This is a genomic window from Burkholderia sp. BCC1644, assembly GCF_902833225.1.
Classification (GTDB): domain Bacteria; phylum Pseudomonadota; class Gammaproteobacteria; order Burkholderiales; family Burkholderiaceae; genus Burkholderia.
Window position 1 is genome coordinate 218,658 of the sequence record NZ_CADFEI010000001.1, and the last position, 22,802, is coordinate 241,459.

A 22,802-nucleotide genomic window follows, 5' to 3' on the forward strand; every position below is an offset into this window, starting at 1 on the left:
GCGCGTCGCGCGGCTGCATGAAGGCGCCGCTGCGCATTGCGCGGCCGCTGCCCGCATCGAGGTTGTTCGCAACACACGAAAGAACAGGACGGCCGGCCGCGTGCGGCATGGCTGCCGTACCGGATACGACGCATGCGGAGTGCGCGCGTCCGGACCCCGATCCCCAACGATCAACACCCGACCATGTCCACGCCACCTGACAAACCCAACTCGCGCCGCCGTTTCCTGCGCACGTCGGTCGCGCTCGTGCCGATCGCGTCGGTCGCCGGCTGCGACCTGCGCTCGTCGTCGCCGTCCGCGACGACGGCCGGTAACGCACCTGCCGCCTCGTCCAGCGCCGAACGCGCCCCGTACAAGCCGACCTTCTTCGATGCGAAGGAGTGGGCGTTCGTCCAGGCCGCCGTCGACCGGCTGATCCCGGCCGACGCCGAGGGCCCCGGCGCGCTCGAATCGGGCGTGCCCGAATTCATCGATCGCCAGATGGAGACGCCGTATGCGCACGGCGCGACGTGGTACATGCAGGGGCCGTTCCAGGAGGGCGTGCCCGAACTCGGCTACCAGCTGAAGCTGGTGCCGCGCGACATCTACCGGCTCGGCATCGCGGCCGTTAACCGCTATTGCGAAAAGACGCACGGCAAGGCGTTCGCGGATCTCGATGCGCCGACGCGCGACACCGTGCTCGGCGCGCTCGAGAAGGGCGGCGCGCAGATCGACGACGTGCCGCCCGGCCTGTTCTTCGGCCAGTTGCTGCAGAACACGCGCGAAGGCTATTTCTGCGATCCGGTGCACGGCGGCAATCACGACATGGCCGCGTGGAAGATGATCGGCTTTCCGGGCGCGCGTGCGGACTTCATGGATTTCGTCAACCAGAGCGGCAAGCCCTATCCGTACGGCCCCGTCTCGATCAACGGGGAGCGCAGCTGATGGCCGCAGAGAAAAAGCCGCATGTCGATGCGGTGATCGTCGGCTTCGGCTGGACCGGCGCGATTCTCGCGAAGGAACTGACCGAAGCGGGCCTGAACGTGGTCGCACTCGAGCGCGGCGAATATCGCGATACCTATCCGGACGGCGCGTATCCGAACACGATCGACGAGCTGACCTACAACATCCGCAAGAAGCTGTTCCTCGACCTGTCGAAGACGACCGTGTCGATCCGCCACGGCCTGCAGGACACCGCGCTGCCGTACCGGCAGCTCGCCGCGTTCCTGCCGGGCGAAGGCGTCGGCGGCGCGGGGCTGCACTGGTCGGGCGTGCATTTCCGGATCACGCCGGAAGAGCTGCGCCTGCGCAGCCACTATGAAGAGCGCTACGGCAGGAAGTTCATCCCCGAAGGGATGACGATCCAGGATACGGGCGTGACCTACGAGGAGCTCGAGCCGCATTTCGACTTCGCCGAGAAGGTGTTCGGCACGTCGGGTCAGGCGTACAAGGTCGGCGGCAAGGTGGTCGGCGACGGCAACGTGTTCGAAGCGAACCGCAGCGACAACTTCCCGCTGCCCGCGCAGCTCAATACGTATTCGGCGCAGCGCTTCTCCGATGCCGCGAAGTCGCTCGGCCTGCATCCGTACCGGCTGCCGTCGGCGAACACGTCGGGCCCGTACACGAACCCGTACGGCGTGCAGATGGGCCCGTGCAACTTCTGCGGTTACTGCAGCGGCTATGCGTGCTACATGTACTCGAAGGCGTCGCCGAACCTGAACATCCTGCCCGCGCTGAAGCAGGCGCCGAACTTCGAGCTGCGCTCGAAGTGCCATGTGCTGCGCGTCGATCTCGACGACACGAAGAAGCGCGCGACGGGCGTGACCTACGTCGACCCGGCCGGGCGCGAAGTGCACCAGCCGGCCGATCTCGTGATCGTGGCCGCGTTCCAGTACCACAACGTGCACCTGCTGCTGCTGTCGGGCATCGGCAAGCCGTACGACCCGATCTCGGGCGAGGGCGTCGTGGGCCGCAATTTCGCGTACCAGAACCTGTCGACGATCAAGGCGTTCTTCGACAAGGACACCTACACGAACCCGTTCATCGGCGCGGGCGGCAACGGCGTCGCGGTGGACGATTTCAACGCGGACAACTTCGACCACGGCCCGCTCGGCTTCGTCGGCGGCTCGCCGCTGTGGGTGAACCAGGCCGGCGTGAAGCCGATCAGCGGCATCGCGACGCCGCCCGGTACGCCGCAGTGGGGTTCCGCGTGGAAGAAGGCCGTGAAGGACAACTACGCGCACACGATCTCGATGGACGCGCACGGCACCAACATGTCGTACCGCGACGTGTACCTCGACCTCGATCCGACCTATCGCGATTCGTACGGCCAGCCGCTGCTGCGGATGACGTTCGACTGGAAGGACAACGACATCAAGATGGCGCAATACGTGACCGGGCAGATGAAGAAGATCGCGGAAGCGATGGGGCCGAAGGCGATCAGCGTGTCGACGCGCGAGTTCGGCAAGCACTTCGATTCGCGCGCGTACCAGACGACCCACCTCGTCGGCGGCGCGATCATGGGCACCGACCCGAAGACGAGCGTGCTGAACCGCTACCTGCAGTGCTGGGACGTGCACAACGTGTTCGTGATGGGTGCGTCGGCGCTGCCGCAGGGCATCGGCTACAACCCGACCGGGATCATCGCGGCGCTGGCCTACTGGTCGGCACGCGCGATCCGCGAGCAATACCTGAAAAATCCCGCCCCGCTGGTGACCGTATGAAGAGGACGATGAACCACAACGTCGCGCGCCGGATGTCGCGCGCGCTGGCGGCCGGTGCGGCCTGGGCCGCGCTCGGCTTCGCGGGCCCGATGGCGTTTGCGCAGCCGGCCGCGCCCGCAGCGGCTTCCGGCCCGGCGGCCGCACCCGCAGCCCGGTCCGCCGACGCGAACCTGATCAAGCGCGGCGAATACCTCGCGCGCGCCGGCGACTGTATCGCGTGCCATACCGCGAGCGGCGGCAAGCCGTTCGCGGGCGGGCTGAAGTTCGACACGCCGATCGGCGGTATCTACTCGACGAACATCACGCCGGACCCGAAGACGGGCCTCGGCGGCTGGACTTACGAAGACTTCACGCGCGCGGTGCGCGAAGGCGTGCGCAAGAACGGCGACACGATGTATCCGGCGATGCCGTTCCCGTCGTATGCGCGCCTGACCGACGACGACATGAAGGCGCTGTACGCGTACTTCATGCATGGCGTCGCGCCCGTCGAGCACGAGAACCGTGCGGTCGACATCGTGTGGCCGCTGTCGATGCGCTGGCCGCTGGGGATCTGGCGCAAGATGTTCGCGCCGACGCCGAAGCCGTTCGATGCGGCGCCGTACACCGATCCGGTGGTCGCGCGCGGCGCGTATCTCGTGCAGGGTCTCGGCCACTGCGGCGCATGCCACACGCCGCGCGCGCCGACCATGCAGGAGCGCGGGCTGACCGATTCGGACGGCCTGGACTTCCTGGCCGGCGGCGCGGCGATCGACGGCTGGGTGCCGACGAGCCTGCGCGGCGAGCCGCGCACGGGCCTCGGCACCTGGAACGAAACCGAGATCGTGCAGTTCCTGAAGACGGGCCGCACGCTGCGCACGGCTGCATTCGGCGGGATGACGGACGTGGTCGGCCACAGCATGCAGCACATGACCGACGATGACCTGAACGCGATCGCGCGCTACCTGAAGACGCTGCCGCCGCGCGTGCAGGGCGAGCAGCCGCACGTGTACGACGCGGCTGCCGCGAAGGCGCTGCAGGCCGGCGACGCGAGCAAGCCGGGCGCGGCCGTCTATCGCGACAACTGCATGGCCTGCCACCGCAGCGACGGCCACGGCTACACGCGCGTGTTCCCGGCGCTTGCCGGCAACCCGGTCGTGCAGGGCGACGATCCGACCTCGCTGATCCACGTCGTGCTGGAAGGCAGCGCGCTGGAGGGGACGCGCACCGCGCCGTCGACCTTCACGATGCCGCCGTTCGGCTGGCGCCTGTCGGACCAGGAAGTCGCGGACGTGTCGAATTTCGTGCGCACGAGCTGGGGCAACACGGGCGCGCCGGTGACGGCCGCGCAGGTCGCGAAGGTGCGCAAGAGCGTGCCGTCGACGCGGCCCGAACCGCCGCCGGGCGCGCGGTTCCCGCAAGCGTCGCGCTGACGCGGGCGGCGGGGCGCCGGCCCCGCCTGTCCAACCTGTTTCAGGGCGCCGGCCAGGTCGGGCGGCGCCGGTCGTTGTGCCGGGGTTGCACCCCGCAAAGGCGCGCCGCCGCGTGAAATTTTCGCGGCCGCGCGCCATTCTTCCGCCTCATCCCTTATCCTTCCATTCTTGAACCTTACTAAATAGTTACAAGAACTTGGGAGGGGGGATGCCTCATGACGTCAGCCTGATTGCGTTGCTCGCGGCCGGTTTCGGTCTCGCGATGATCTTCGGTTACCTCGCGTCACTGCTGAAAATGCCGCCGCTCGTCGGCTATCTGCTTGCCGGGATCGTGATCGGCCCCGGCACGCCCGGTTTCGTCGGCGACCTGTCGCTCGCGCAGCAGCTCGCGGAAGTGGGCGTGATGCTGCTGATGTTCGGCGTCGGCCTGCATTTTTCACTCGGCGATCTGCTCGCGGTGCGCAAGATCGCGCTGCCGGGCGCCGTCGTCCAGATTACCGTCGCGACACTGCTCGGCGGCGGGCTCGCGCTGACGTGGGGCTGGAGCCTCGGCGCGGCGCTCGTGTTCGGGCTCGCGCTGTCGGTCGCGAGTACCGTCGTGCTGCTACGCGCGCTCGAAGGGCGCGGGCTCGTCGAGACGGTCAACGGGCGCATCGCGGTCGGCTGGCTGGTCGTCGAGGATCTCGTGATGGTGCTCGTGCTGGTGCTGCTGCCGCCCGTCGCGGGGCTGCTCGGCGGCACGCCGCCCGGCGACGCACACGCGGCCGGCGGCAGCGTGTGGGGCACGCTCGGCGTCACGATGCTGAAGGTCGCCGCGTTCATCGCGCTGATGCTGGTGGTCGGCAAGCGCGTGTTCCCGCGCATTCTGTGGCTCGTCGCGCGCACCGGTTCGCGCGAGCTGTTCACGCTGTGCATGATCGCGGCCGCGGTTGGCATCGCGTTCGGCGCGGCGAAGCTGTTCGACGTGTCGTTCGCGCTCGGGGCGTTCTTCGCCGGGATGATGATGCGCGAGTCGGAATTCAGCCGGCGCGCGGCCGACGAGACGCTGCCGCTGCGCGACGCGTTCTCGGTGCTGTTTTTCATCTCGGTCGGGATGCTGTTCGACCCGAAGGTGCTGATTGAAGAACCGCTGCACGTGATCGAGGTCGCGGCGATCGTGCTGGTCGGCAAGACACTCGCGGCCGTCGCGCTCGTGATCGCGTTCCGCTATCCGTTGAACACCGCGCTGACGGTCGGCGCGGGCCTCGCGCAGATCGGCGAATTCTCGTTCATCCTTGCGGGGCTCGGCCGGGCGCTCGGGCTGCTGTCGGCCGAGGGGCAGAGCCTGATCCTGGCCGTCGCGCTGATCTCGATCGCGATGAATACGCTGCTGTTCGCGATGATCGATCCGGCGCTCGCGTGGATCCGCAAGCATTCGGCATTCGCGCGCAAGCTCGAGGCGCGTGACGATCCGCTCGCCGCGCTGCCGATGTCGACGCCGCAGACACACCTGACCGGGCAGGTCGTGATCGTCGGCTACGGCAAGGTCGGCACGCGGATCGCCCATGCGCTGGACGAGCGCGGGATCGCGTATGTCGTCGTCGAGCAGAACCGCGAACTCGTCGAGAAGCTGCGCGCGGACGGCATCGCGGCCGTGTCGGGCGACGCGATCGAGCCGATCGTGCTCGTGCAGGCGCATATCGCGCGCGCCGGGATGCTGGTCGTCACGCTGCCGGACGTGTTCGACGTGCGGCAGATCGTCGAGATTTCGCGCACGCTCAACCCGACGCTCGAGGTCGTGCTGTGCACGAACAGCGGCGACGAGGCCGCGCTGTTGTCGCATGAAGGGATCGGCACCGTGTTCATGGGCGAGACCGAACTCGCACGCGGGATGACCGAGCACGTGCTCGGCCGGATGGTGAAGCCGGTCGCGGCCGCGCATTGACGGCGCGCGGCATCGCGCCGCGCACCGGGCAGGGCGCGGCGGCCCGGGCGGCCGCCGGCCCCACGGGTTTCGTCACGATCGATCAGTAGAACGTCTCGAGCGTGAGTTCCTGCGCCATCACGCGATTGCCGGCCAGCAGGCCGCCATCCACCGGCAGCGCGACGCCGGTGATGATCCGCGCGGCCGGCGAGCACAGGAACAATGCAGCCTGCGCGACGTCGTCGGGTGTAGCGAAATCATCGAGCGGATACCACTTCCTCAATTGCTCGAACACCTGCGGGTTGCGCTGCACGCGCGCTTCCCACGCGGGTGTCTTCACCGTGCCCGGCAGCACGATGTTCGCGCGTACGCCGTCGCGGCCGTACTCGATCGCGAGCGATTTCGTGTAGCTGATCAGCCCGGCCTTCGCCGCGCTGTAGGCCGGATGCCCGAGCGCGTGCACGCCGTTCACCGAACCGATGATCGCGATCGCGCCGCGCCGGCTCGCGCGCATGCCGGGCAGTACGGCTTCGACGCTCACGTAGGTGGCCGTCAGGTTTGCATCGAGATCGGTGCGCCAGCTGGCGGGCGTCGTGTCGCGCAGCGTGGTCGATGCGGCCGTGCCCGCGTTCGCGACGAGCACGTCGACCGGCGGATGCGCCTCGAGCATCGAGCGCAGTTGTTCGGCGTCGGTCAGGTCGTCGACGACCGCCGTCGCGCGTGCGTCACCGAGCGTATCGATGAAGCGGTCGAGCGACGCGCGGTCGCGATCGAGTGCGAGCACGCGGTCGCCGGCCGCAAGGAAGGTACGGCATAGCGCCTGGCCGATGCCGCCGGCGGCGCCCGTCACGAGGGTGGTGCGTGTCATGTCGGCTCCTGGGGCAGGCTCACAGGCCGAGCGCGGCGCGCGCCTGCTTCTCGTTGTCGCGCGTGATCAGCGTTCCGGACGTCAGCACGAGCGGCGGCGGCGCCTGGTTCTTCGTGATCCAGTCGTACATGTTGAGGCTCGTCTGGTAGCCGTGCTGGCGCGGATTCAGCAGGATCGATCCGTAGAAGCCGGTCGGCTTCGGCTTCGCGAATTCGTTGAGCGCGACCTGGCTGCCGTTGATGCCGACCGCGACCATCGCGTCCGCGCCGATGCCGCGCCCCTCGGCGGCGCGTACCGCGCCGACCGTCGTATCGTCGTTCGAGCCGAACGCGACCCAGCGCTTGAAATTCGCATGCTTGGTGAGCGCGATGTTCGCCGCGTTGAACGCGCCTTCGGTGTCGGCCGTCATCTCGGGCGCGTCGATCACGTTCGCGGCCGGGAAGCCGGCGGCCTTCAGCGCATCGACCGCGCCGGTCGTGCGTTCGCGCGCGGTCGGCAACTGGTCGTAGGCGATCCGGATGATGCCGACCTCGGCCGGATTCCAGCCACGCCGCTTCGTTTCGTCCGCGATCGCCTGGCCCACCTGCTGGCCGATCTTGTACGCGGAGATGCCCATGTGCGGCACGCCCGGGAGCGGCGCGCCGTGGCCGTCGACGAGCTGGTCGTCGACCGACATCAGCTTGATCCCCGCGCGCTTCGCCTTCGCCGCGATGCCGGGGCCGAGCTTCACGTCGGGCGCGCAGACGATCACGCCTTGCGCCTTCTGCGCGGCGAGGCTGTCGAGCGCGGTCGACACCTTTTCGCCGCTCGGCGTCGCGATCTTGATCAGCGTGAAGTGCTTTTCCTTCGCGGCCTGCTCGGCGAAGCGCCATTCGTCCTGGAACCACGGATCGTCCGGCTGTTTGACGAGGAAGCCGATTTTCACGTCGGCGGCATCGGCGGCCCGGGCCGGGGCGCCGCCCAGCAGCGTGACGCTCGCGGTGGCCAGCACGAGCGTTTTCCAGTGGAATCGCATGCGTCTCTCTCCGTTGTTGTAGTCCGGCGCGCAGGCAAGGCCGCCTGCGGCGCGCGAAAATTGTAGGAGGACGCGGCGGGAACGCTCAAATAATGCGGAGCGTTCCTAGAGAGTGGGATAAAAGCGGGGGAATGGGCGATGCGCATGCGGCATCGCCCGTACGGCGTCGTCAGTTCGCAGCGGCCCTCGCCGGCGCGGACGTGCCGGACTGCGCGGCCGTCTCGAGCGGTGCCGACGGTTTCTGCGAGGCGGCCGTTCTGGCCGGGGCCGCGGACTTCGGCGCTGCGACCGTCTTCTGCGGCGCAACCGCCTTCGGCGGCGCATTCTTCTCGGGCTCGACCGGCGCATCGGGCGGCACGCCGAGCAGCTGCAGCGAGCCGCTCGTGACCGACGCGAACACCGGGCCGGCCACCGTGCCGCCGTAGTAGCCCTTGCCGCGCGGCTCGTCGATCATCACGGCGACGATCAGGCGCGGATTGCTCATCGGCGCCATCCCCGCGAACAGCGCACGGTACTTGCCCTTCGCATAGGTCGCGCCGACCTGCTTGCGCGCGGTGCCGGTCTTGCCGCCGATCCGGTAGCCGTCGACGCGCGCGCGGCGCCCCGTGCCGCCTTCGCCCACCGCCATCTCGAGCATCGAGCGGATCGCCGCGGCCGTTTGCGGCGACGTCACGCGGTGGCCGCGATGCGCGTCGATCGTCTGCTGGTCGGTGCCGTTCTTCAGCAGCGACACCGGGTGCAGCGTGCCGTCGCCTGCATAGGCCGTGTAGGTCTGCGCGATCTGCAGCAGCGACATCGACAGGCCGTAGCCGTACGCCATCGTCGCCTGCTCGATCGGCCGCCAGCGCTTGTAGCCGCGCAGCCGGCCCGACGCGACACCCGGGAACGTCAGTTCCGGCGCGCGGCCGATCCCGTACTCCTGGTATTTGTTCCAGATCGTTTCGGCGGGCAGGTTCAGCGCCAGCTTCGCGAGCGCGACGTTGCTCGACTTCTGCAGCGCCTGCGAGACGGTCAGCGACCCGTGGTTCGACGTGTCGTGAATCACGGCCGGGCCGATCTTGTAGGTGCCCGGCGACGTGTTGATGATCGTGTTCGGGGTGACCTTGCGTTCGTCGATCGACAGCGCGACCACGAGCGGCTTGATCGTCGAGCCCGGTTCGAACGTGTCGATCACCGCGCGGTTGCGCAACTGCTGGCCGGTGAGGCGGGCGCGGTCGTTCGGGTCGAAGGTCGGGTAGTTCGCGAGCGCGAGGATCTCGCCGTTCTGCGCGTCGAGCACCACGACGCTGCCGGCCACCGCGTTGTTCTCGACCACGGCTGCCTTGAGCTGGCTGAACGCGAGCTGCTGGATCCGGCGGTCGATCGTCAGTTCGATCGTCGCGCCATGCTGCGCCGGGACGAGCGGGCGCGTATCCGACACGATGCGGCCGAGCCGGTCGCGGATGACCTCGCGCTGCCCGGACGTGCCCACCAGGCGCGCGTTCGCCGCGAGCTCGACGCCTTCCTGCCCCTTGTCCTCGACGTTCGTGAAGCCGACCACGTGCGCGGCCGATTCGCCTTCCGGGTAGAAGCGCTTCGAATCGGCGATCTGCGTGACGCCGTCGATCGCGAGCTTGTCGAGCCTGCCCGCGGTGTCGGCGTCGACCTGCCGCTTGAGCAGCACGAACGTCTTGTCGTTGCCGAGGCGCCGCTTGACCTCGACGAGCGGCATGTCGAGCAGTTTCGAGATCTGCGGGTAGTCGGTGTCGGCGACCTGCTTCGGGTTCGCCCAGATTTCATAGGTCGACAGGCTGACGGCGAGCATCGCGCCGTTTCGGTCGACGATGCGCCCGCGCGTCGCGTCGAGCTCGATCGTGCGCTGGTAGCGTTTCTGGCCCTGGCCGACGTAGAACTCCTTGTTCGCGACCTGCACCCAGAAGGCGCGGCCGATCAGCGCGGCGAATGCAAGGAACACGATGATCACGATGAACCGCGAGCGCCACATCGGCAGACGCGACGCAAGCATCGGATTCTTGGTCGCGGCCGAGTATGGATCGGCGGGGTGGGTCTTCTTTTTCACGCTCATGCAATGGCCGGTTCGGGCCGCCCGACGGCGGCAAATCAGTCTGGATAATGCGATTGTAATAAACGAGTAAACACCGTGTGGGGAAAGTGTGTTCCGGCCCCGTGAAAAAACGTCAAACGGCGAGTCGGCCGCATGCGGAAACAGGGGAGGAAGTACGCGGCCGAAGCGGGGGGGAGCGGTCAGTCTTGAGACGAGGGCGAGCGCTCGGCCACGCGTCGCTCCAGGGCCGGTCGATCGCGGCCGTCGACGCGGCGTGATCAATTGCCCGGACCTCGATTATTTCTTTATGCCGGAAAATGAAAAACGCCCCGAAAAGGGGCGTCGTTAATACTGAATATCGAAATGAATATCACCGATGCTGGAATAAACCCGAAAACCGCAGACGATTTACGTCAATGAATGCTAGCGGGCGACGGAAATGAATTCCCGGTATTCCGGCTGGGTCGTGCAGCGATCGACTTCCTGCAGCCGCCATGCACCGGCGTGATCGCCGGCGAGTACGGCGGGGCCCTGTTCGCGCTGCATCGCATCGAACGACAGTCCCTTCAACTGGCAGACGGCATTCCCGCTATCGGCCGCGCAGAGCGCCATCGCGCCCTCGACGTCGCGGACCTTGCCCCAGGTCGGAAGATCGATGCCCTGATGTGCCTCGCGCGACCACAGCCCCTCGTCGGTATCGACCCACAGAACCGCGAAGGCATGCCGGGTTGCCGATTCGCTGCCATTAATCCGAATGGTGAGGCGCATTGTGATCGTCTCCTAAAAAAATGACACATTCGACCGTTTTGACTTGATCAGTCTAGATAGACTGGTGTGAAACGCAAGTGTTAATCCGCAATAAATCCGTATTGAGTCTATTGCGGTTTCAGATGAAACGACGTCTGACGATTCGTGGTCATTCCGGAGCGCCACGCAATAGCGGGCGTCACCGGCGATTGCCGTGCCGGCGCACGCGTCGATGACGTTCGAGACATGGGATGACATGGCACCAGGGCGCGTCGATCTGTCGCGCGCGATCGGCCATCCGAGGCTACGCCGGCGGATGCGACATGACCCAGTCCGAGCGCCGGCCAGCGGGATGTTTCAGCGTGTTGACGGCGCGGCCGGCACGACACACTCCGACAATCGCGTACAAATCGGCACACTTTCACGAAACTTTCGGAACAGACTTGCATTCGGTCGGGCCCCACACTGGGAACATCCCGATCCCGTGCCGTGGACGCCCGTCCGCGGCGGCTGCCTCCGCCTCGTGCCAGAGACGCGATCGACGTGATCGCAGGCCGCATGCCCGATCGGGACTGCCAGGGCGCGCGTCAGCCCCGGCCCGGCCGGCGAGCCGTGCGCAGTCCGCAACCGCGGGCGCCGCGCCGCCCGGCCGATTCTTCGAAGGAGACTATCGTGCTGATCTGGAAAACCGCGTTGTCGCTCAACTGGCGCACGAGCCTCGTGTCGCCGGCCAGCGCACCGGTCGCGGCGGCGAACGTCGGACGGCTGGTGTTGACCGGCGCGACCGGCTTCATCGGCAGTACCGTGCTGACGGCGCTCGTCAATGCAGGGCTGCTCGAACGCATCGTGTGCGTCGTGCGTGCGCAGGATCGCGGCCACGCCGTCGCGCGGCTGCGCGAAGCGGCGCTGCGCGCGGGGCTCGCCCCGTACTGGGCGTCGCGCCTGACCGAGGCGAACGTGATCGTCGGCGCGCTCGGCGACGTGTGGCACGGCGCCGATGCACCGCGCCTCGCCGGCGCGACGCACGTGATTCACTGCGCCGGCCATGCATCGCCGGCCGACGGCGCGCACCTGCGGGCCGACATCGCCGATGCCGTGCATTTCGCCGAACGCTTCGCGCGCGCGCCGCGCCTGCAGCGCTTCGTGTACGTCGGCACCGCCTATGCGCATGCGGGCCGCGGCGGGATCGTGCAGGAACAGGCGGCGGGCGAGGTGGCGAACGACACGGCGCCCGACGACGAAGGCCTGCCGGGCGCGGTACTCGCGGCCGGCTACCTGCACGCGAAGGCCGAAACCGAACAGCGCCTGCGCGCGCTCGGACTGCCGCTCGTGGTCGTGCGGCCGTCGCATGTGGTCGGCCACACGGTGCTCGGCACGCGGCCCGCGCCGAATTCGTTCTGGATGTTCCGGCTCGCGCACGCCGCGCGCCGCTTCACCGCTCGGCCGATGACGCGTATCGACATCGTGTCGGTGGACGACGTGGCGCGCGCGACGATGCTGCTGGCCGTGAAGCCGACGCTCGCGCACGACGTCTATCACGTGTCGGCCGGCGACGAGGCGCCGCAGGTGGCGCAGATCGTGCGCGCGATGGACGAGGCGGCGGGGATGACCGGGGCGCCGCGCTACGCGGCGTGCGCGCCGGCCGAACTGCCGCTCGTGGTGCGCGACGTGCTCGGACGCCCCGATCCGGCACTCGAGCGCGTGATCGGCCGGGCGCTGCAGCGCTGCGGGGAATTCGCGACGGTCGATCGTGTGTTCGACAACCGCCGCGTGCGCGACGAAATCGATTTCGAACCGTTGCCGTTCATCGATTACGTCGAAGAGTGCATGCGCACGTCGCGCGGCGTGGCCGTGACCGAGCTGATGCGCGGCGTGCTGCACTGATCGCCCGCGCTGCACCGGCGCCCGTTCCCGCGGCTGGCGGGAGCGGGCGCCGTGTTCACGTGTTGCCGCCGAGCTCGATGAGCCGGTCGAGCGCGCGGTAGATGTCTTCGAGGCCGTCCTGGCCGAAGCGCGACTCGAGCTGCCGGTACTGCTCGTCGATGCGCGGACCGATTTCCGTCACCAGTTTCCTGCTTTGCGGCGTCAGGCTGACCAGCAGCCGGCGCTGATCTTCCTGCGCGCGCGTGCGCGTGATCAGGCCGTCGCGCTCCATCCGTTCCAGCACGCCCGTGAGGCTCGGGCTCAGGATGCAGCAGCGCCTGGCGATCTGTCCCGCTTCGAGCGCATGCGCCGGTTCGCCGTCGAGCACGCGGATGATCCGCCATTGCTGTTCGGTCAGCGCGAATTCCTTGAGAATGGGCCGAAACAGACCCATCAGCGTTTCGCGGGCCTCGAGCAGCAGCATGGCCAGGTTGCGATGGTCGAGCGTACGGTTCATCGGGGAGGGTAAAGGACGGGGACGCATCAATCTTAACAGCCGAAGGTGATGAATTTCGCATCTCAGGGTAATCGAGGTTGCCAGCGCTCGATTGTTTACTTAAGATATTAACTATTGACGATGCGCCGCGACGCGCGGCAGGGGAATGACGCATGGAGCTGTCTTGCACGACCGCCGCGGCGCCGCCGTTGCCGGTCGCCATCGGTACCGTCTACGGCGCGCTGCTCAACGAGCGCGCGGCGCTCGACGCGCTCGGCGATGCCGTGAACGCACCGCCTTACGGCCGCCCGCCGCAGGCGCCGATCCTTTATATCAAGCCCGCCAACACGCATGCGGCCGACGGCGCGGCCGTCATCGTGCCGGCCGGTGTCGATGCGCTGGAGATCGGCGCATCGGTGGCCGTCGTGTTCGCCCGGCGCGCGACGCGCGTACCGGCCGCGCAGGCGCTCGACTACGTGCACGGCTTCACGCTCGCGAGCGACGTGTCGGTCCCGCATCCCGATTACTACCGTCCGGCCGTGCGCTTCAAGTGCCGTGACGGCTTCTGCCCGCTGGGTCCGGCGATCGTGCCGGCTGCCGCGCTTGGCGACGTCGACGCGATCGGCCTGACCGTGCGGATCGACGGCGAGGCGGCGGTGACCGCGTCGACCGCCACGCTGATTCGCCCGGTGCGCGAACTGATCGCTGACGTGACGGCTTTCATGTCGTTCGACGCGGGCGACGTGCTGTTGCTCGGCGTCGCGGGCGGCGCACCGCGCGCCCGTGCGGGCAGCACGATCGAGATTTCGGCCGCCGGCATCGGCACGTTGCGGCATACGCTGATTGCGGAGGAAGCACGATGAAGACGGCGCGCGTGATCTACAACGGTGCACTGCATGCGGCCGAACCGGCCGGCGACGGCATGATCCGCCTCGATACGGGGCGCGTGGTCGCCGAGGACGTGGTGTCGTGGCTGCCGCCCGTCGCGCCGCGCACGACGTTCGCACTCGGCCTGAACTACGCCGACCACGCGAAGGAACTCGCATTCAAGGCGCCGAGCGAGCCGCTGATCTTCCTGAAGGGGCCGAATACGTTCGTCGGCCACCGGTCGCGCACCGTGCGTCCGGCGGATGCGACGCACATGCACTACGAGTGCGAACTGGCCGTCGTGATCGGCCGGCCCGCGCGCAACGTGAGCCGCGCGCAGGCGCTCGACTACGTGGCCGGCTACACGGTCGCGAACGACTACGCGATCCGCGACTATCTCGAGAACTACTACCGCCCGAACCTGCGCGTGAAGAACCGCGACACCTGCACGCCGCTCGGGCCGTGGTTCGTCAGCCGTGACGAGATCGGCGATGCGGGCAACCTGATGCTGCGCACGACCGTGAACGGCCAGGAGACGCAGCGCGGCAGCACGCGCGACATGATTTTCGACGTGCCGGCGCTGATCGAGCACATCAGCGGCTTCATGACGCTCTCGCCGGGCGACCTGATCCTGACCGGCACGCCCGAGGGGCTGGCGGACACGAAGCCGGGCGACGAGGTCGTGACCGAGATCGAAGGGATTGGCCGGCTCGTGAACACGATCGTCGGCGAAGCAGACTACTATCGCGCCGGCTGAGCCCGTCGCCCAAGGAGAGCACATGACCATCAAGCACTGGATCGGCGGCCGCGAAGTCGAGAGCCGCGAGACCTTCACGACGCTGAACCCCGCGACGGGCGATGTCATCACCGACGTCGCGTCGGGCGGCGAGGCCGAGGTCGACGCGGCCGTGCGCGCGGCGAAGGAAGCGTTCCCGAAATGGGCGAACACGCCTGCGAAGGAGCGCGCCAAACTGATGCGCAGGCTCGGCGAGCTGATCGAGAAGAACGTACCGATGCTCGCGGCGCTGGAGACGCAGGACACCGGCCTGCCGATCGCGCAGACGAGCAAGCAGCTGGTTCCGCGGGCGTCCGAAAACTTCAACTTCTTCGCGGAAGTGTGCGTGCAGATGAACGGTCGCACATATCCGGTCGACGACCAGATGCTGAACTACACGCTGTACCAGCCGGTCGGCGTGTGCGCACTGGTGTCGCCGTGGAACGTGCCGTTCATGACGGCCACGTGGAAAACGGCGCCGTGTCTCGCGCTCGGCAACACGGCCGTGCTGAAGATGTCGGAGCTGTCGCCGCTGACGGCCGACCAGCTCGGCCGGCTCGCGCTCGAAGCCGGCATCCCGCCCGGCGTGCTGAACGTCGTGCAGGGCTACGGCGCAACGGCCGGCGACGCGCTCGTGCGTCACCCGGACGTGCGTGCGGTGTCGTTCACCGGCGGCACCGTCACCGGCAAGCGGATCATGGAGCGTGCCGGTCTCAAGAAGTATTCGATGGAGCTCGGCGGCAAGTCGCCGGTGCTGGTGTTCGACGACGCCGATTTCGATCGCGCGCTCGACGCGTCGCTGTTTACGATCTTCTCGATCAACGGCGAACGCTGTACCGCCGGTTCGCGGATCTTCGTGCAGCGCACGATCTACGACCGCTTCGTGCAGGAATTCGCGCGTCGCGCGAACAACCTGGTGGTCGGCGATCCGGCCGATCCGGCCACCAATCTCGGCGCGATGATCACGCGCCAGCACTGGGAGAAGGTGACGGGTTATATCCGCATCGGCGAGCAGGAAGGCGCGCGCGTGGTCGCGGGCGGCGCGGACAAGCCGGCCGGGTTGCCCGACCATCTGCGCAACGGCAACTTCGTGCGCCCGACCGTGTTCGCCGACGTCGACAACCGGATGCGCATCGCGCAGGAGGAAATCTTCGGGCCGGTCGCCTGCATCATCCCGTTCGAGGACGAAGACGAAGGGCTGCGGCTCGCGAACGACACGGCGTACGGACTCGCGTCGTACATCTGGACGCAGGATGTCGGCAAGGTGCATCGTCTGGCACGCGGGATCGAGGCCGGGATGGTGTTCGTGAACAGCCAGAACGTGCGCGACCTGCGCCAGCCGTTCGGCGGCGTGAAGGAATCGGGTACCGGGCGCGAGGGCGGCGAGTACAGTTTCGAGGTGTTCGCGGAGATCAAGAACGTGTGCATCTCGATGGGTTTGCATCACATCCCGCGCTGGGGCGTGTGACGGGCGCGGGGCGCCTCGCCACTCGAAAGAATCATGGAGACTTAACGATGGGCAAACTGTCCCTCGCCGCGAAGATCACGCACGTGCCGTCGATGTACCTGTCGGAATTGCCCGGCAGGCATCACGGCTGCCGTGAAGCGGCGATCCGCGGCCACCAGCTGATCGGCGAGCGCTGCCGCGCGCTCGGCGTCGACACGATCGTCGTGTCGGACGTGCACTGGCTCGTCAATGCCGGTTATCACGTGAACTGCAATGCGCGGTTCTCGGGCACCTACACGAGCAACGAGCTGCCGCATTTCATCCGCGACATGGAGTACGCGTATCCGGGCAACCCGGCGCTCGGCCGGCTGATCGCCGAGACGGCCAGCGCGCGTGGCGTCGCGACGCGCGCGCACGAGATCGACAGCCTCGAACTCGAATACGGCACGCTCGTGCCGATGCGCTACATGAACGGCGACCAGCATTTCAAGGTCGTGTCGATCGCCGGCTGGTGCATGTGGCATCAGCTCGACGAGAGCCGCCGCTTCGGCGAGGCGCTGCTCGAAGCGATCGAGAAGAGCGATTCGAACGTCGCGTTCCTGGCGAGCGGTTCGCTGTCGCACCGCTTCAACGACAACGGCAGCCCCGAGGAATCGATCCACCAGATCAGCCGCGAATTCTTCCGGCAGGTCGACCTGCGCGTGGTCGAGCTGTGGAAGCAGGGCGATTTCAAGACCTTCTGCGCGATGCTGCCCGAGTACAACACGCACTGCCACGGCGAGGGCGGCATGCACGACACGGCGATGCTGCTCGGGCTGCTCGGCTGGGACCGCTACGACAAGCCGGTCGAGATCGTCACCGACTATTTCGCGAGTTCGGGCACCGGGCAGATCAACGCGATCTTCCCGCTGGCCTGAGTGCCGCGGGCCGCCCCGCACTCGAATCCGACTGCCATGCATGGGGCCCGAGTAAGCGCCAAAGCGCGAACTCGGGTCGACAGGAGAATAGCTATGCCTCACATCGTCGTCGAATACACCGCGAACATCCGCGACGACGCGCGCATTCCCGCGCTGCTGCGCACGATCAACGCGACGCTGATCGCTCAGGACGGCGTGTTCCCGACCGGCGGCATCCGTTCGCGCGCGATCGAGCTGCAGGACTACTGTGTCGCCGACGGCGCGGAGGACGACGCATTCGTCCACGTGATGCTGAAGATCGGCTCGGGCCGCACCGACGCGCAGAAGAAGGCCGCGTGCGACGCGCTGTTCGACGCGATCAAGGCGCATTTCGCCGAGCTTTACGCGAAACGCTACCTCGCGCTGTCGATGGAACTGACCGAGTTCAGCGAAAGCGGCTCGTACAAGCACAACAACATCCACGCCCGCTACAAGCGGGCCGGCTGAACCCCATTCCCGATCCGACCATGCTCGAACCCGCCATCATCGACCAGCTCGCGCAGCGTCTGCACGACGCCGAGCGCGAACGCAAGCAGATCCGCCAGATCTCGCTCGACCATCCCGACATCACGATCGACGACGCGTATGCGATCCAGCGCGCGTGGGTGACCCTCAAGCTCGAGGAAGGCCGCACGCTGAAAGGACACAAGATCGGCCTCACGTCGAAAGCGATGCAGAACTCGTCGCAGATCGACGAGCCCGACTACGGCGCGCTGCTCGACGACATGTTCTTCGCGGACGGCGGCACGATCCCGACCGGCCGCTTCATCGTGCCGCGCGTCGAGGTCGAGCTTGCGTTCGTGCTCGGCAAGCGGCTGTCGGGCCCGAACTGCACGATCTTCGACGTGTACGACGCGGTCGATTACGTCGTGCCGGCGCTCGAGATTATCGACGCGCGCAGCCAGTCGATCGACCCCGATACGAAGCGGCCGCGCAAGGTGTTCGACACGATCGCCGACAACGCGGCGAATGCGGGCGTCGTGATCGGCGGGCGCCCCGTGAAACCGCAGGACGTTGACCTGCGCTGGGTCGCGGCGATCATGTCGCGCAACGGCGTGGTCGAGGAAACGGGTGTCGCGGCCGGCGTGCTGAACCATCCGGCGAACGGCGTCGCGTGGCTCGCGAACCGGCTGTCGCGCTTCGACGTCGCGCTGGAACCGGGGCAGATCGTGCTCGGCGGCTCGTTCACGCGGCCGTGCGCGGCGCGGCCGGGCGACACGTTCAGCGTCGACTACGGCCCGCTCGGGACGATCCAGTGCTACTTCGAGTGAGGTGAGCGAACGATGCAGATTCCGTCGAATGTCTTCAAGGCCGCGCTGGCGCGCGGCGACGCGCAGGTCGGGCTGTGGCTCGGGCTCGCGAATCCGTACAGCGCCGAAGTCGTCGCGGGTGCCGGTTTCGACTGGCTGCTGATCGACGGCGAGCATGCGCCGAACACGGTGCCGACGATCCTCGCGCAGTTGCAGGCGATCGCGCCGTATCCGTCGCATCCGGTCGTGCGCGTGCCGTGGAACGATCCGGTGATCGTCAAGCAGGTGCTCGATCTCGGCGCGCAGACGCTGCTCGTGCCGATGGTGCAGAGCGCGGACGAAGCGCGCGCGGCCGTGGCGGCGACGCGTTACCCGCCGCACGGGATTCGCGGCGTAGGGAGTGCGCTGGCGCGCGCGTCGCGGTGGAACCGGGTGGACGACTACCTGCACCGCGCGAACGACGAGATGGCCGTGCTCGTGCAGGTCGAGACGCGCGCGGGGCTCGATGCGATCGATGCGATTGCGCGTGTCGAGGGCGTCGACGGCGTGTTCATCGGGCCGGCGGATCTCGCGGCCGATCTCGGGCATCTCGGCAATCCGGGGCATCCGGACGTGCAGGCTGCGATCGACGGTGCGATCCGTGCGATCAAGGCAGCCGGCAAGGCGCCGGGGATTCTGAGTGCGGATGAGGCGGCCGCGCGGCGCTATCTGGAAGCGGGCGCGCTGTTCGTCGCGGTCGGGGTCGATACGACGCTGCTGGCGAGGAGTGCGGAGCGGTTGGCGGCGCAATTCAAGGGGGTATCTCGACCGCAGGAAAAGAATGGCGACACGACGTATTGAGCGACGTGTGGTGACCGATATGGCAAGCAAAGCAGAAGTACTGCCCGTCGAACCGGAGCACCGGCACAAGGTTTCGCAAAGGGACCGGATGGCCTCGCTTGCGTCGAATGTCATCCCGGATGCGATGACGGAATTGAGTGCGCAGGCACAAGCCCTGCGGATGGGTTACGACTGACTTCCCATTGTTTCGGCTGACGACCTTGCCACGTCCATGTACCTTCCCGGCGTCGTTCCGAGCGCTCGCCTGAACATGTCGATAAACGCGCTCACATTGTCATACCCGAGATCGAGCGCGATCGTCGTCACCGACACGCCATCGGCGATTCTCTCCAGCGCCCGCAGCAACCTGGCCTGCTGACGCCACTGCGCGAACGTCAGCCCCGTCTCGGCGACGAAGCGACGGCTCATCGTCCGCGCGCTGATCCCGGCCCATTCGGCCCATTCCTCCAGCCGCCGGTTGTCCGCGAGATCCGCGGCCAGCGCATCGGTGATCTTCATCAGCCGCGGGTCCTGCGGCCTGACCAGCCCCAGCGCCTCGACTTCCGACGATGCGATTTCATCGAGGATCACGTCGGCGATCCGCGTCTGCGCGGCATCCAGTTCCGAATCGCCCCAACTGGCCGCGCGCTGCACGGCTTCGCGCAGCAGCGGCGTCGTGCGGATCGCGCGCGGCGCGGCGGGCAGTGCCGCGCAACGCGCTTCGGCGACGAACGCCGACCAACCGGCAATCGGCCCGAACGAACGCAGCGAATGCCGGCAATGCGGCGGAATCCAGATCGCATGAATCGCTGGCACGACCCAGTCCTGATCGTCGAGACCGATCGTCAGCAGTCCGCTCAGCGCGCCGACGAGCTGGCCGCGCGCATGCGCATGCGGCGGCGTGATGCGCGGGTCGCGTTGCGACAGCACGGCGGCGACCACGAACGGGCCATCGTCGGACGTGATGAATCGGGCGGGCAGGAGTGGATCGGACATGGCCGGATATCGGTATCAAATGGCAGTTATACCGGAGATCGGCCGGCTTCGCACGCCTACACTGCGTCCATCGATGACAACTGGAGTACGACGCGATGCGAGCCGAACAGATGCTTCCCGACCATGCCGACCAGATTGAAACCGGCGGAACGACGATCCGCAAGGGGACCGTCGGCGCGTTCCTGGTCAACGCGCGTGTGCTGACCGACCCGAACGCGGCACCGGCCGACCGGGCGCGTGCGGAGGCCGACGCGATCGACGCGTTGCCCGCGCTGCGGGCGCTCGGCCTGTTCGACGTGCTGGAAGTGCGCGATCCCGCACTGCGCGCGTGGCTCGACGCACGCTGATGTGCGCCGGAACCGTCGATCGAGATCCCCGAATCAAGGAGTCACCATGAAAGCAGCAGTCGTGACGGGCGCCGGCGAGCATCCCGTTCATATGGAATTCGATACGCCGCGCGCGATGCCGGGCCACAGCCTGATCGACGTGACGGCGTCCGCATTGAGCCGGATCGCGCAGGCGCGTGCGTCCGGCAAGCACTACTCGTCGGATGCACGCTATCCGTTCGTCGTCGGCGTCGACGGCGTTGGCCGCCTCGACGATGGTCGACGTGTCTATTTCTTCGGTGCGCTTGCGCCGTTCGGCGCGATGGCCGAGCGCACGATCGCGCCCGATACGCAGTGCGTGCTGCTCCCGGACACGCTCGACGACGTTACGGCCGCGGCGATCGCGATTCCGGGGATGTCGTCGTGGGCGGCGCTGACCGAACGCGCGCGGCTCGTCGCGGGCGAGACGGTGCTCGTCAATGGTGCGACGGGTACGTCGGGGCGGCTGGCGGTGCGGATCGCGAAGCATCTCGGCGCCGCGAAGGTGATCGCGACGGGTCGCAACGCGGCTGCGTTGCAGGCGTTGCTGAATGCCGGTGCGGATGCCGTCGTGTCTTTGCAGCAGGACGATGCGCATCTGGCGCGTGCGCTCGAACCGCATTTCCGTGAAGGCGTGGATGTCGCGCTCGACTATCTGTGGGGGGCCAGCGCACAGGCGTTGCTGGTTGCCGCCGCGAAGGCGACGCCCGATGGCCGCCGGCTGCGTTTCGTGCAGATCGGCTCGATCGGCGGCGCGGACGTGCTGCTGCCGGGCGCCGTGCTGCGGGCGACGGCAATCGAGCTGATGGGGAGTGGCATCGGCAGCGTGTCGCTGCCGCGCTTGCTGGCGTCGGTGCGTGGTGTGTTCGACGCGGCCGGGCCGGCGGGTCTGGCGATCGACACGCGCACGGTGCCGCTGTCGGATGTCGGCGAACACTGGAGCGATGCGAACAGTCTCGTGCGTCCGGTGTTCACGATGCGCGACGAGTGAGCGGCAAGCGAACCACAGCCTGCCGGACATTGCTCGATGGTCGAGCCGCGCGGCGACATTCGGTCATTCGCCGTCATGCCGCCGCGCTTGGGGTAAAAGGGCGACGCCGGGTGAAAGACGCCGGTCGCCACCCATCGCGCCAAACTCAGAACCGCTGCTGGATCCCCGCCGTGACACCGACCTGCGTGGTGCCATATCCCGCGAAATCGCGCGACACGCCGACCTTCTGGTCGTGTTTCGCGATCGCGAACGCGCCGGCCGCATACAGCACCGTGCGCTTCGACAGCGCGTAGTTCGCGCGCATCGACACCAGCGTCGGATCGGCATCGCTGCCGCCCTTGACGTTCTGGTGATAGACGGCCGCGATCAGCGAGAACGCCGGCGTGAACTGGTACGAACCGCCGAGCCAGTAGGTGTCGCTCAACTGGTTCGCCGCCGTGGTGTGGAACGTGCGCTTGTAGTTGCGATAGCCGGCCATCGTCTTCAGGTTGCCGAAGTCGTAGCTCAGGCCCGCGTGGATGCCCTGGATGTAGTTGACGGTATCGGCCGGCGTGACGCTGTCGGCCGCGCCGTTTTGCCGGTCGAACGTGACGACCGCCGCGAACGGGCCCTTCTCGTAGCCGACCGCGACGTCGTATTTCGAGCTGGTCTTGACGCTGCCCGGCACGTTGCCGAAGCCGTACATCGCGCCGAACTTGAAGCCGCTGTACTCGCCGTCGTAGCGCACCGCGTTCGACGAGCGCGTGAACATGCCGTCCTTGCGGCCGCCCGTCGCCATCGACGACGTGGCCCACGAGTAGTTCTGCGCGTAACCCATCGGGTCGAACGGCAGCATGTAGTCGTACGTGACGGTGTAGTTGCGGCCGAGCGTCAGTTCGCCCCATTTGCTTTTCAGGCCGACCGTCGCGCGGCGCGCGAAGATCGAGTCGGGGCCGTCGTCGAATGCGCCGTTCGCGAGGTCGATCCCGCTTTCGAGGCGGAACACGGCCTTCAGCCCGCCGCCGAGATCCTCGACGCCGCGCAGGCCCCAGCGCGACGTGTTCTTGTTGCCCGACTTGAGCTTGACCGAGTTGCCGCCTTCCGGCGCCGCATGGTTCGTGAATTCGATGCCGGCATCCATGATCCCGTACATCGTGACCGACGACTGCGCGTGCGCGGCGCCTGCCGCGAGGCCGGCGACGGCGGCCGATCCGGTCAGGACGGCGGCGCGAAGGGAACGTTCTGCGCGTGACTTCATTGACGGTGTCTCCTTGATTCTTGTGGGTGGGGTGAAACGGGGGCGGCGCGCA

General features: G+C 67.6%; 22 protein-coding genes. 15 read left to right on the forward strand and 7 right to left on the reverse strand.

Annotation, left to right across the window (positions count from 1 at the left end):
• The first annotated feature begins 183 nt into the window (after positions 1-183).
• From HWX87_RS00930 to HWX87_RS00945, 4 genes are all read left to right on the forward strand, one after another.
• The gene (locus HWX87_RS00930; protein ID WP_176045222.1) at positions 184-924 is read left to right on the forward strand and encodes a gluconate 2-dehydrogenase subunit 3 family protein; all 741 of its coding nucleotides are present in this window, start codon (positions 184-186) and stop codon (positions 922-924) included.
• Positions 924-2,702: a GMC family oxidoreductase gene (locus HWX87_RS00935; RefSeq protein ID WP_039356901.1), complete on the forward strand. Its 1,779-nt coding sequence runs from the start codon at positions 924-926 to the stop codon at positions 2,700-2,702. Before HWX87_RS00930 ends, HWX87_RS00935 begins: the two co-directional genes overlap by 1 nt.
• Complete coding sequence (locus tag HWX87_RS00940) at positions 2,699-4,111, forward strand: cytochrome c (RefSeq protein WP_176045223.1); 1,413 nt, start codon at positions 2,699-2,701, stop codon at positions 4,109-4,111. The genes HWX87_RS00935 and HWX87_RS00940 overlap by 4 nt, the downstream gene beginning before the upstream one ends.
• 208 nt (positions 4,112-4,319) lie before the next feature.
• Positions 4,320-6,035: a cation:proton antiporter gene (locus tag HWX87_RS00945; RefSeq protein WP_176045224.1), complete on the forward strand. Its 1,716-nt coding sequence runs from the start codon at positions 4,320-4,322 to the stop codon at positions 6,033-6,035.
• Positions 6,036-6,117: 82 nt separating this feature from the next.
• On the opposite strand, the gene HWX87_RS00950 is transcribed toward HWX87_RS00945, so the two are convergent.
• From HWX87_RS00950 to HWX87_RS00965, 4 genes are all read right to left on the reverse strand, one after another.
• Positions 6,118-6,882 carry an SDR family oxidoreductase gene (locus tag HWX87_RS00950; RefSeq protein WP_176045225.1) on the reverse strand — a complete coding sequence of 255 codons (765 nt, stop codon included), beginning with the start codon at positions 6,880-6,882 and terminating at the stop codon, positions 6,118-6,120.
• 19 nt (positions 6,883-6,901) lie between these two features.
• A complete protein-coding gene (locus HWX87_RS00955) occupies positions 6,902-7,897 on the reverse strand; it encodes an arabinose ABC transporter substrate-binding protein (protein WP_176045226.1) in 996 nt (331 codons plus the stop codon).
• A gap of 169 nt (positions 7,898-8,066) precedes the next feature.
• On the reverse strand, positions 8,067-9,962 hold the full coding sequence (locus HWX87_RS00960) for a penicillin-binding protein 2 (protein ID WP_176045227.1): 1,896 nt from the start codon (positions 9,960-9,962) through the stop codon (positions 8,067-8,069).
• Positions 9,963-10,364: 402 nt separating this feature from the next.
• Positions 10,365-10,709: a DUF3564 family protein gene (locus HWX87_RS00965; RefSeq protein ID WP_176045228.1), complete on the reverse strand. Its 345-nt coding sequence runs from the start codon at positions 10,707-10,709 to the stop codon at positions 10,365-10,367.
• A 651-nt stretch (positions 10,710-11,360) separates the two neighbouring features.
• Here HWX87_RS00965 and HWX87_RS00970 point away from each other — a divergent pair.
• The gene (locus HWX87_RS00970; RefSeq protein ID WP_176045229.1) at positions 11,361-12,572 is read left to right on the forward strand and encodes an SDR family oxidoreductase; all 1,212 of its coding nucleotides are present in this window, start codon (positions 11,361-11,363) and stop codon (positions 12,570-12,572) included.
• A 55-nt stretch (positions 12,573-12,627) separates the two neighbouring features.
• Here HWX87_RS00970 and hpaR read toward each other — a convergent pair whose 3' ends face one another.
• On the reverse strand, positions 12,628-13,068 hold the full coding sequence (hpaR, locus tag HWX87_RS00975) for a homoprotocatechuate degradation operon regulator HpaR (RefSeq protein WP_048245409.1): 441 nt from the start codon (positions 13,066-13,068) through the stop codon (positions 12,628-12,630).
• Between the two features lie 152 nt (positions 13,069-13,220).
• On the opposite strand from hpaR, the gene HWX87_RS00980 reads away from it, so the two are divergent.
• The 8 genes from HWX87_RS00980 to HWX87_RS01015 all read left to right on the forward strand — a co-directional run bounded on the left by HWX87_RS00980 (position 13,221) and on the right by HWX87_RS01015 (position 19,357).
• Entirely contained in the window at positions 13,221-13,910 is a 690-nt protein-coding gene (locus HWX87_RS00980; RefSeq protein WP_176045230.1) for a fumarylacetoacetate hydrolase family protein, read from the forward strand.
• Positions 13,907-14,671, forward strand: coding sequence for a fumarylacetoacetate hydrolase family protein (locus tag HWX87_RS00985; protein ID WP_176045231.1), 765 nt, complete (start codon positions 13,907-13,909; stop codon positions 14,669-14,671). The genes HWX87_RS00980 and HWX87_RS00985 overlap by 4 nt, the downstream gene beginning before the upstream one ends.
• A 22-nt stretch (positions 14,672-14,693) precedes the next feature.
• On the forward strand, positions 14,694-16,157 hold the full coding sequence (hpaE, locus tag HWX87_RS00990; RefSeq protein WP_176045232.1) for a 5-carboxymethyl-2-hydroxymuconate semialdehyde dehydrogenase: 1,464 nt from the start codon (positions 14,694-14,696) through the stop codon (positions 16,155-16,157).
• 47 nt (positions 16,158-16,204) lie between these two features.
• Positions 16,205-17,053: a 3,4-dihydroxyphenylacetate 2,3-dioxygenase gene (gene hpaD, locus HWX87_RS00995; protein WP_176045233.1), complete on the forward strand. Its 849-nt coding sequence runs from the start codon at positions 16,205-16,207 to the stop codon at positions 17,051-17,053.
• A gap of 93 nt (positions 17,054-17,146) precedes the next feature.
• Positions 17,147-17,539: a 5-carboxymethyl-2-hydroxymuconate Delta-isomerase gene (locus HWX87_RS01000; RefSeq protein WP_176045234.1), complete on the forward strand. Its 393-nt coding sequence runs from the start codon at positions 17,147-17,149 to the stop codon at positions 17,537-17,539.
• A 20-nt stretch (positions 17,540-17,559) separates the two neighbouring features.
• Positions 17,560-18,363, forward strand: coding sequence for a 2-oxo-hept-4-ene-1,7-dioate hydratase (hpaH, locus tag HWX87_RS01005; RefSeq protein WP_176045235.1), 804 nt, complete (start codon positions 17,560-17,562; stop codon positions 18,361-18,363).
• Between the two features lie 12 nt (positions 18,364-18,375).
• A complete protein-coding gene (gene hpaI, locus HWX87_RS01010; RefSeq protein WP_176045236.1) occupies positions 18,376-19,182 on the forward strand; it encodes a 4-hydroxy-2-oxoheptanedioate aldolase in 807 nt (268 codons plus the stop codon).
• The gene (locus tag HWX87_RS01015; protein ID WP_176045237.1) at positions 19,163-19,357 is read left to right on the forward strand and encodes a hypothetical protein; all 195 of its coding nucleotides are present in this window, start codon (positions 19,163-19,165) and stop codon (positions 19,355-19,357) included. Before hpaI ends, HWX87_RS01015 begins: the two co-directional genes overlap by 20 nt.
• Here HWX87_RS01015 and HWX87_RS01020 read toward each other — a convergent pair.
• Positions 19,348-20,157, reverse strand: a complete 810-nt coding sequence (locus HWX87_RS01020) for a helix-turn-helix transcriptional regulator (RefSeq protein ID WP_176045238.1) — start codon at positions 20,155-20,157, stop codon at positions 19,348-19,350. The genes HWX87_RS01015 and HWX87_RS01020 overlap by 10 nt on opposite strands.
• Positions 20,158-20,252: 95 nt before the next feature.
• Here HWX87_RS01020 and HWX87_RS01025 point away from each other — a divergent pair, with 95 nt between their 5' ends.
• The gene (locus HWX87_RS01025) at positions 20,253-20,504 is read left to right on the forward strand and encodes a hypothetical protein (RefSeq protein ID WP_176045239.1); all 252 of its coding nucleotides are present in this window, start codon (positions 20,253-20,255) and stop codon (positions 20,502-20,504) included.
• A 46-nt stretch (positions 20,505-20,550) separates the two neighbouring features.
• Positions 20,551-21,513, forward strand: coding sequence for a zinc-binding alcohol dehydrogenase family protein (locus HWX87_RS01030; RefSeq protein ID WP_176045240.1), 963 nt, complete (start codon positions 20,551-20,553; stop codon positions 21,511-21,513).
• Between the two features lie 145 nt (positions 21,514-21,658).
• Here HWX87_RS01030 and HWX87_RS01035 read toward each other — a convergent pair whose 3' ends face one another.
• The gene (locus tag HWX87_RS01035; RefSeq protein ID WP_176045241.1) at positions 21,659-22,750 is read right to left on the reverse strand and encodes a porin; all 1,092 of its coding nucleotides are present in this window, start codon (positions 22,748-22,750) and stop codon (positions 21,659-21,661) included.
• Between the last annotated feature and the right edge of the window lie 52 nt (positions 22,751-22,802).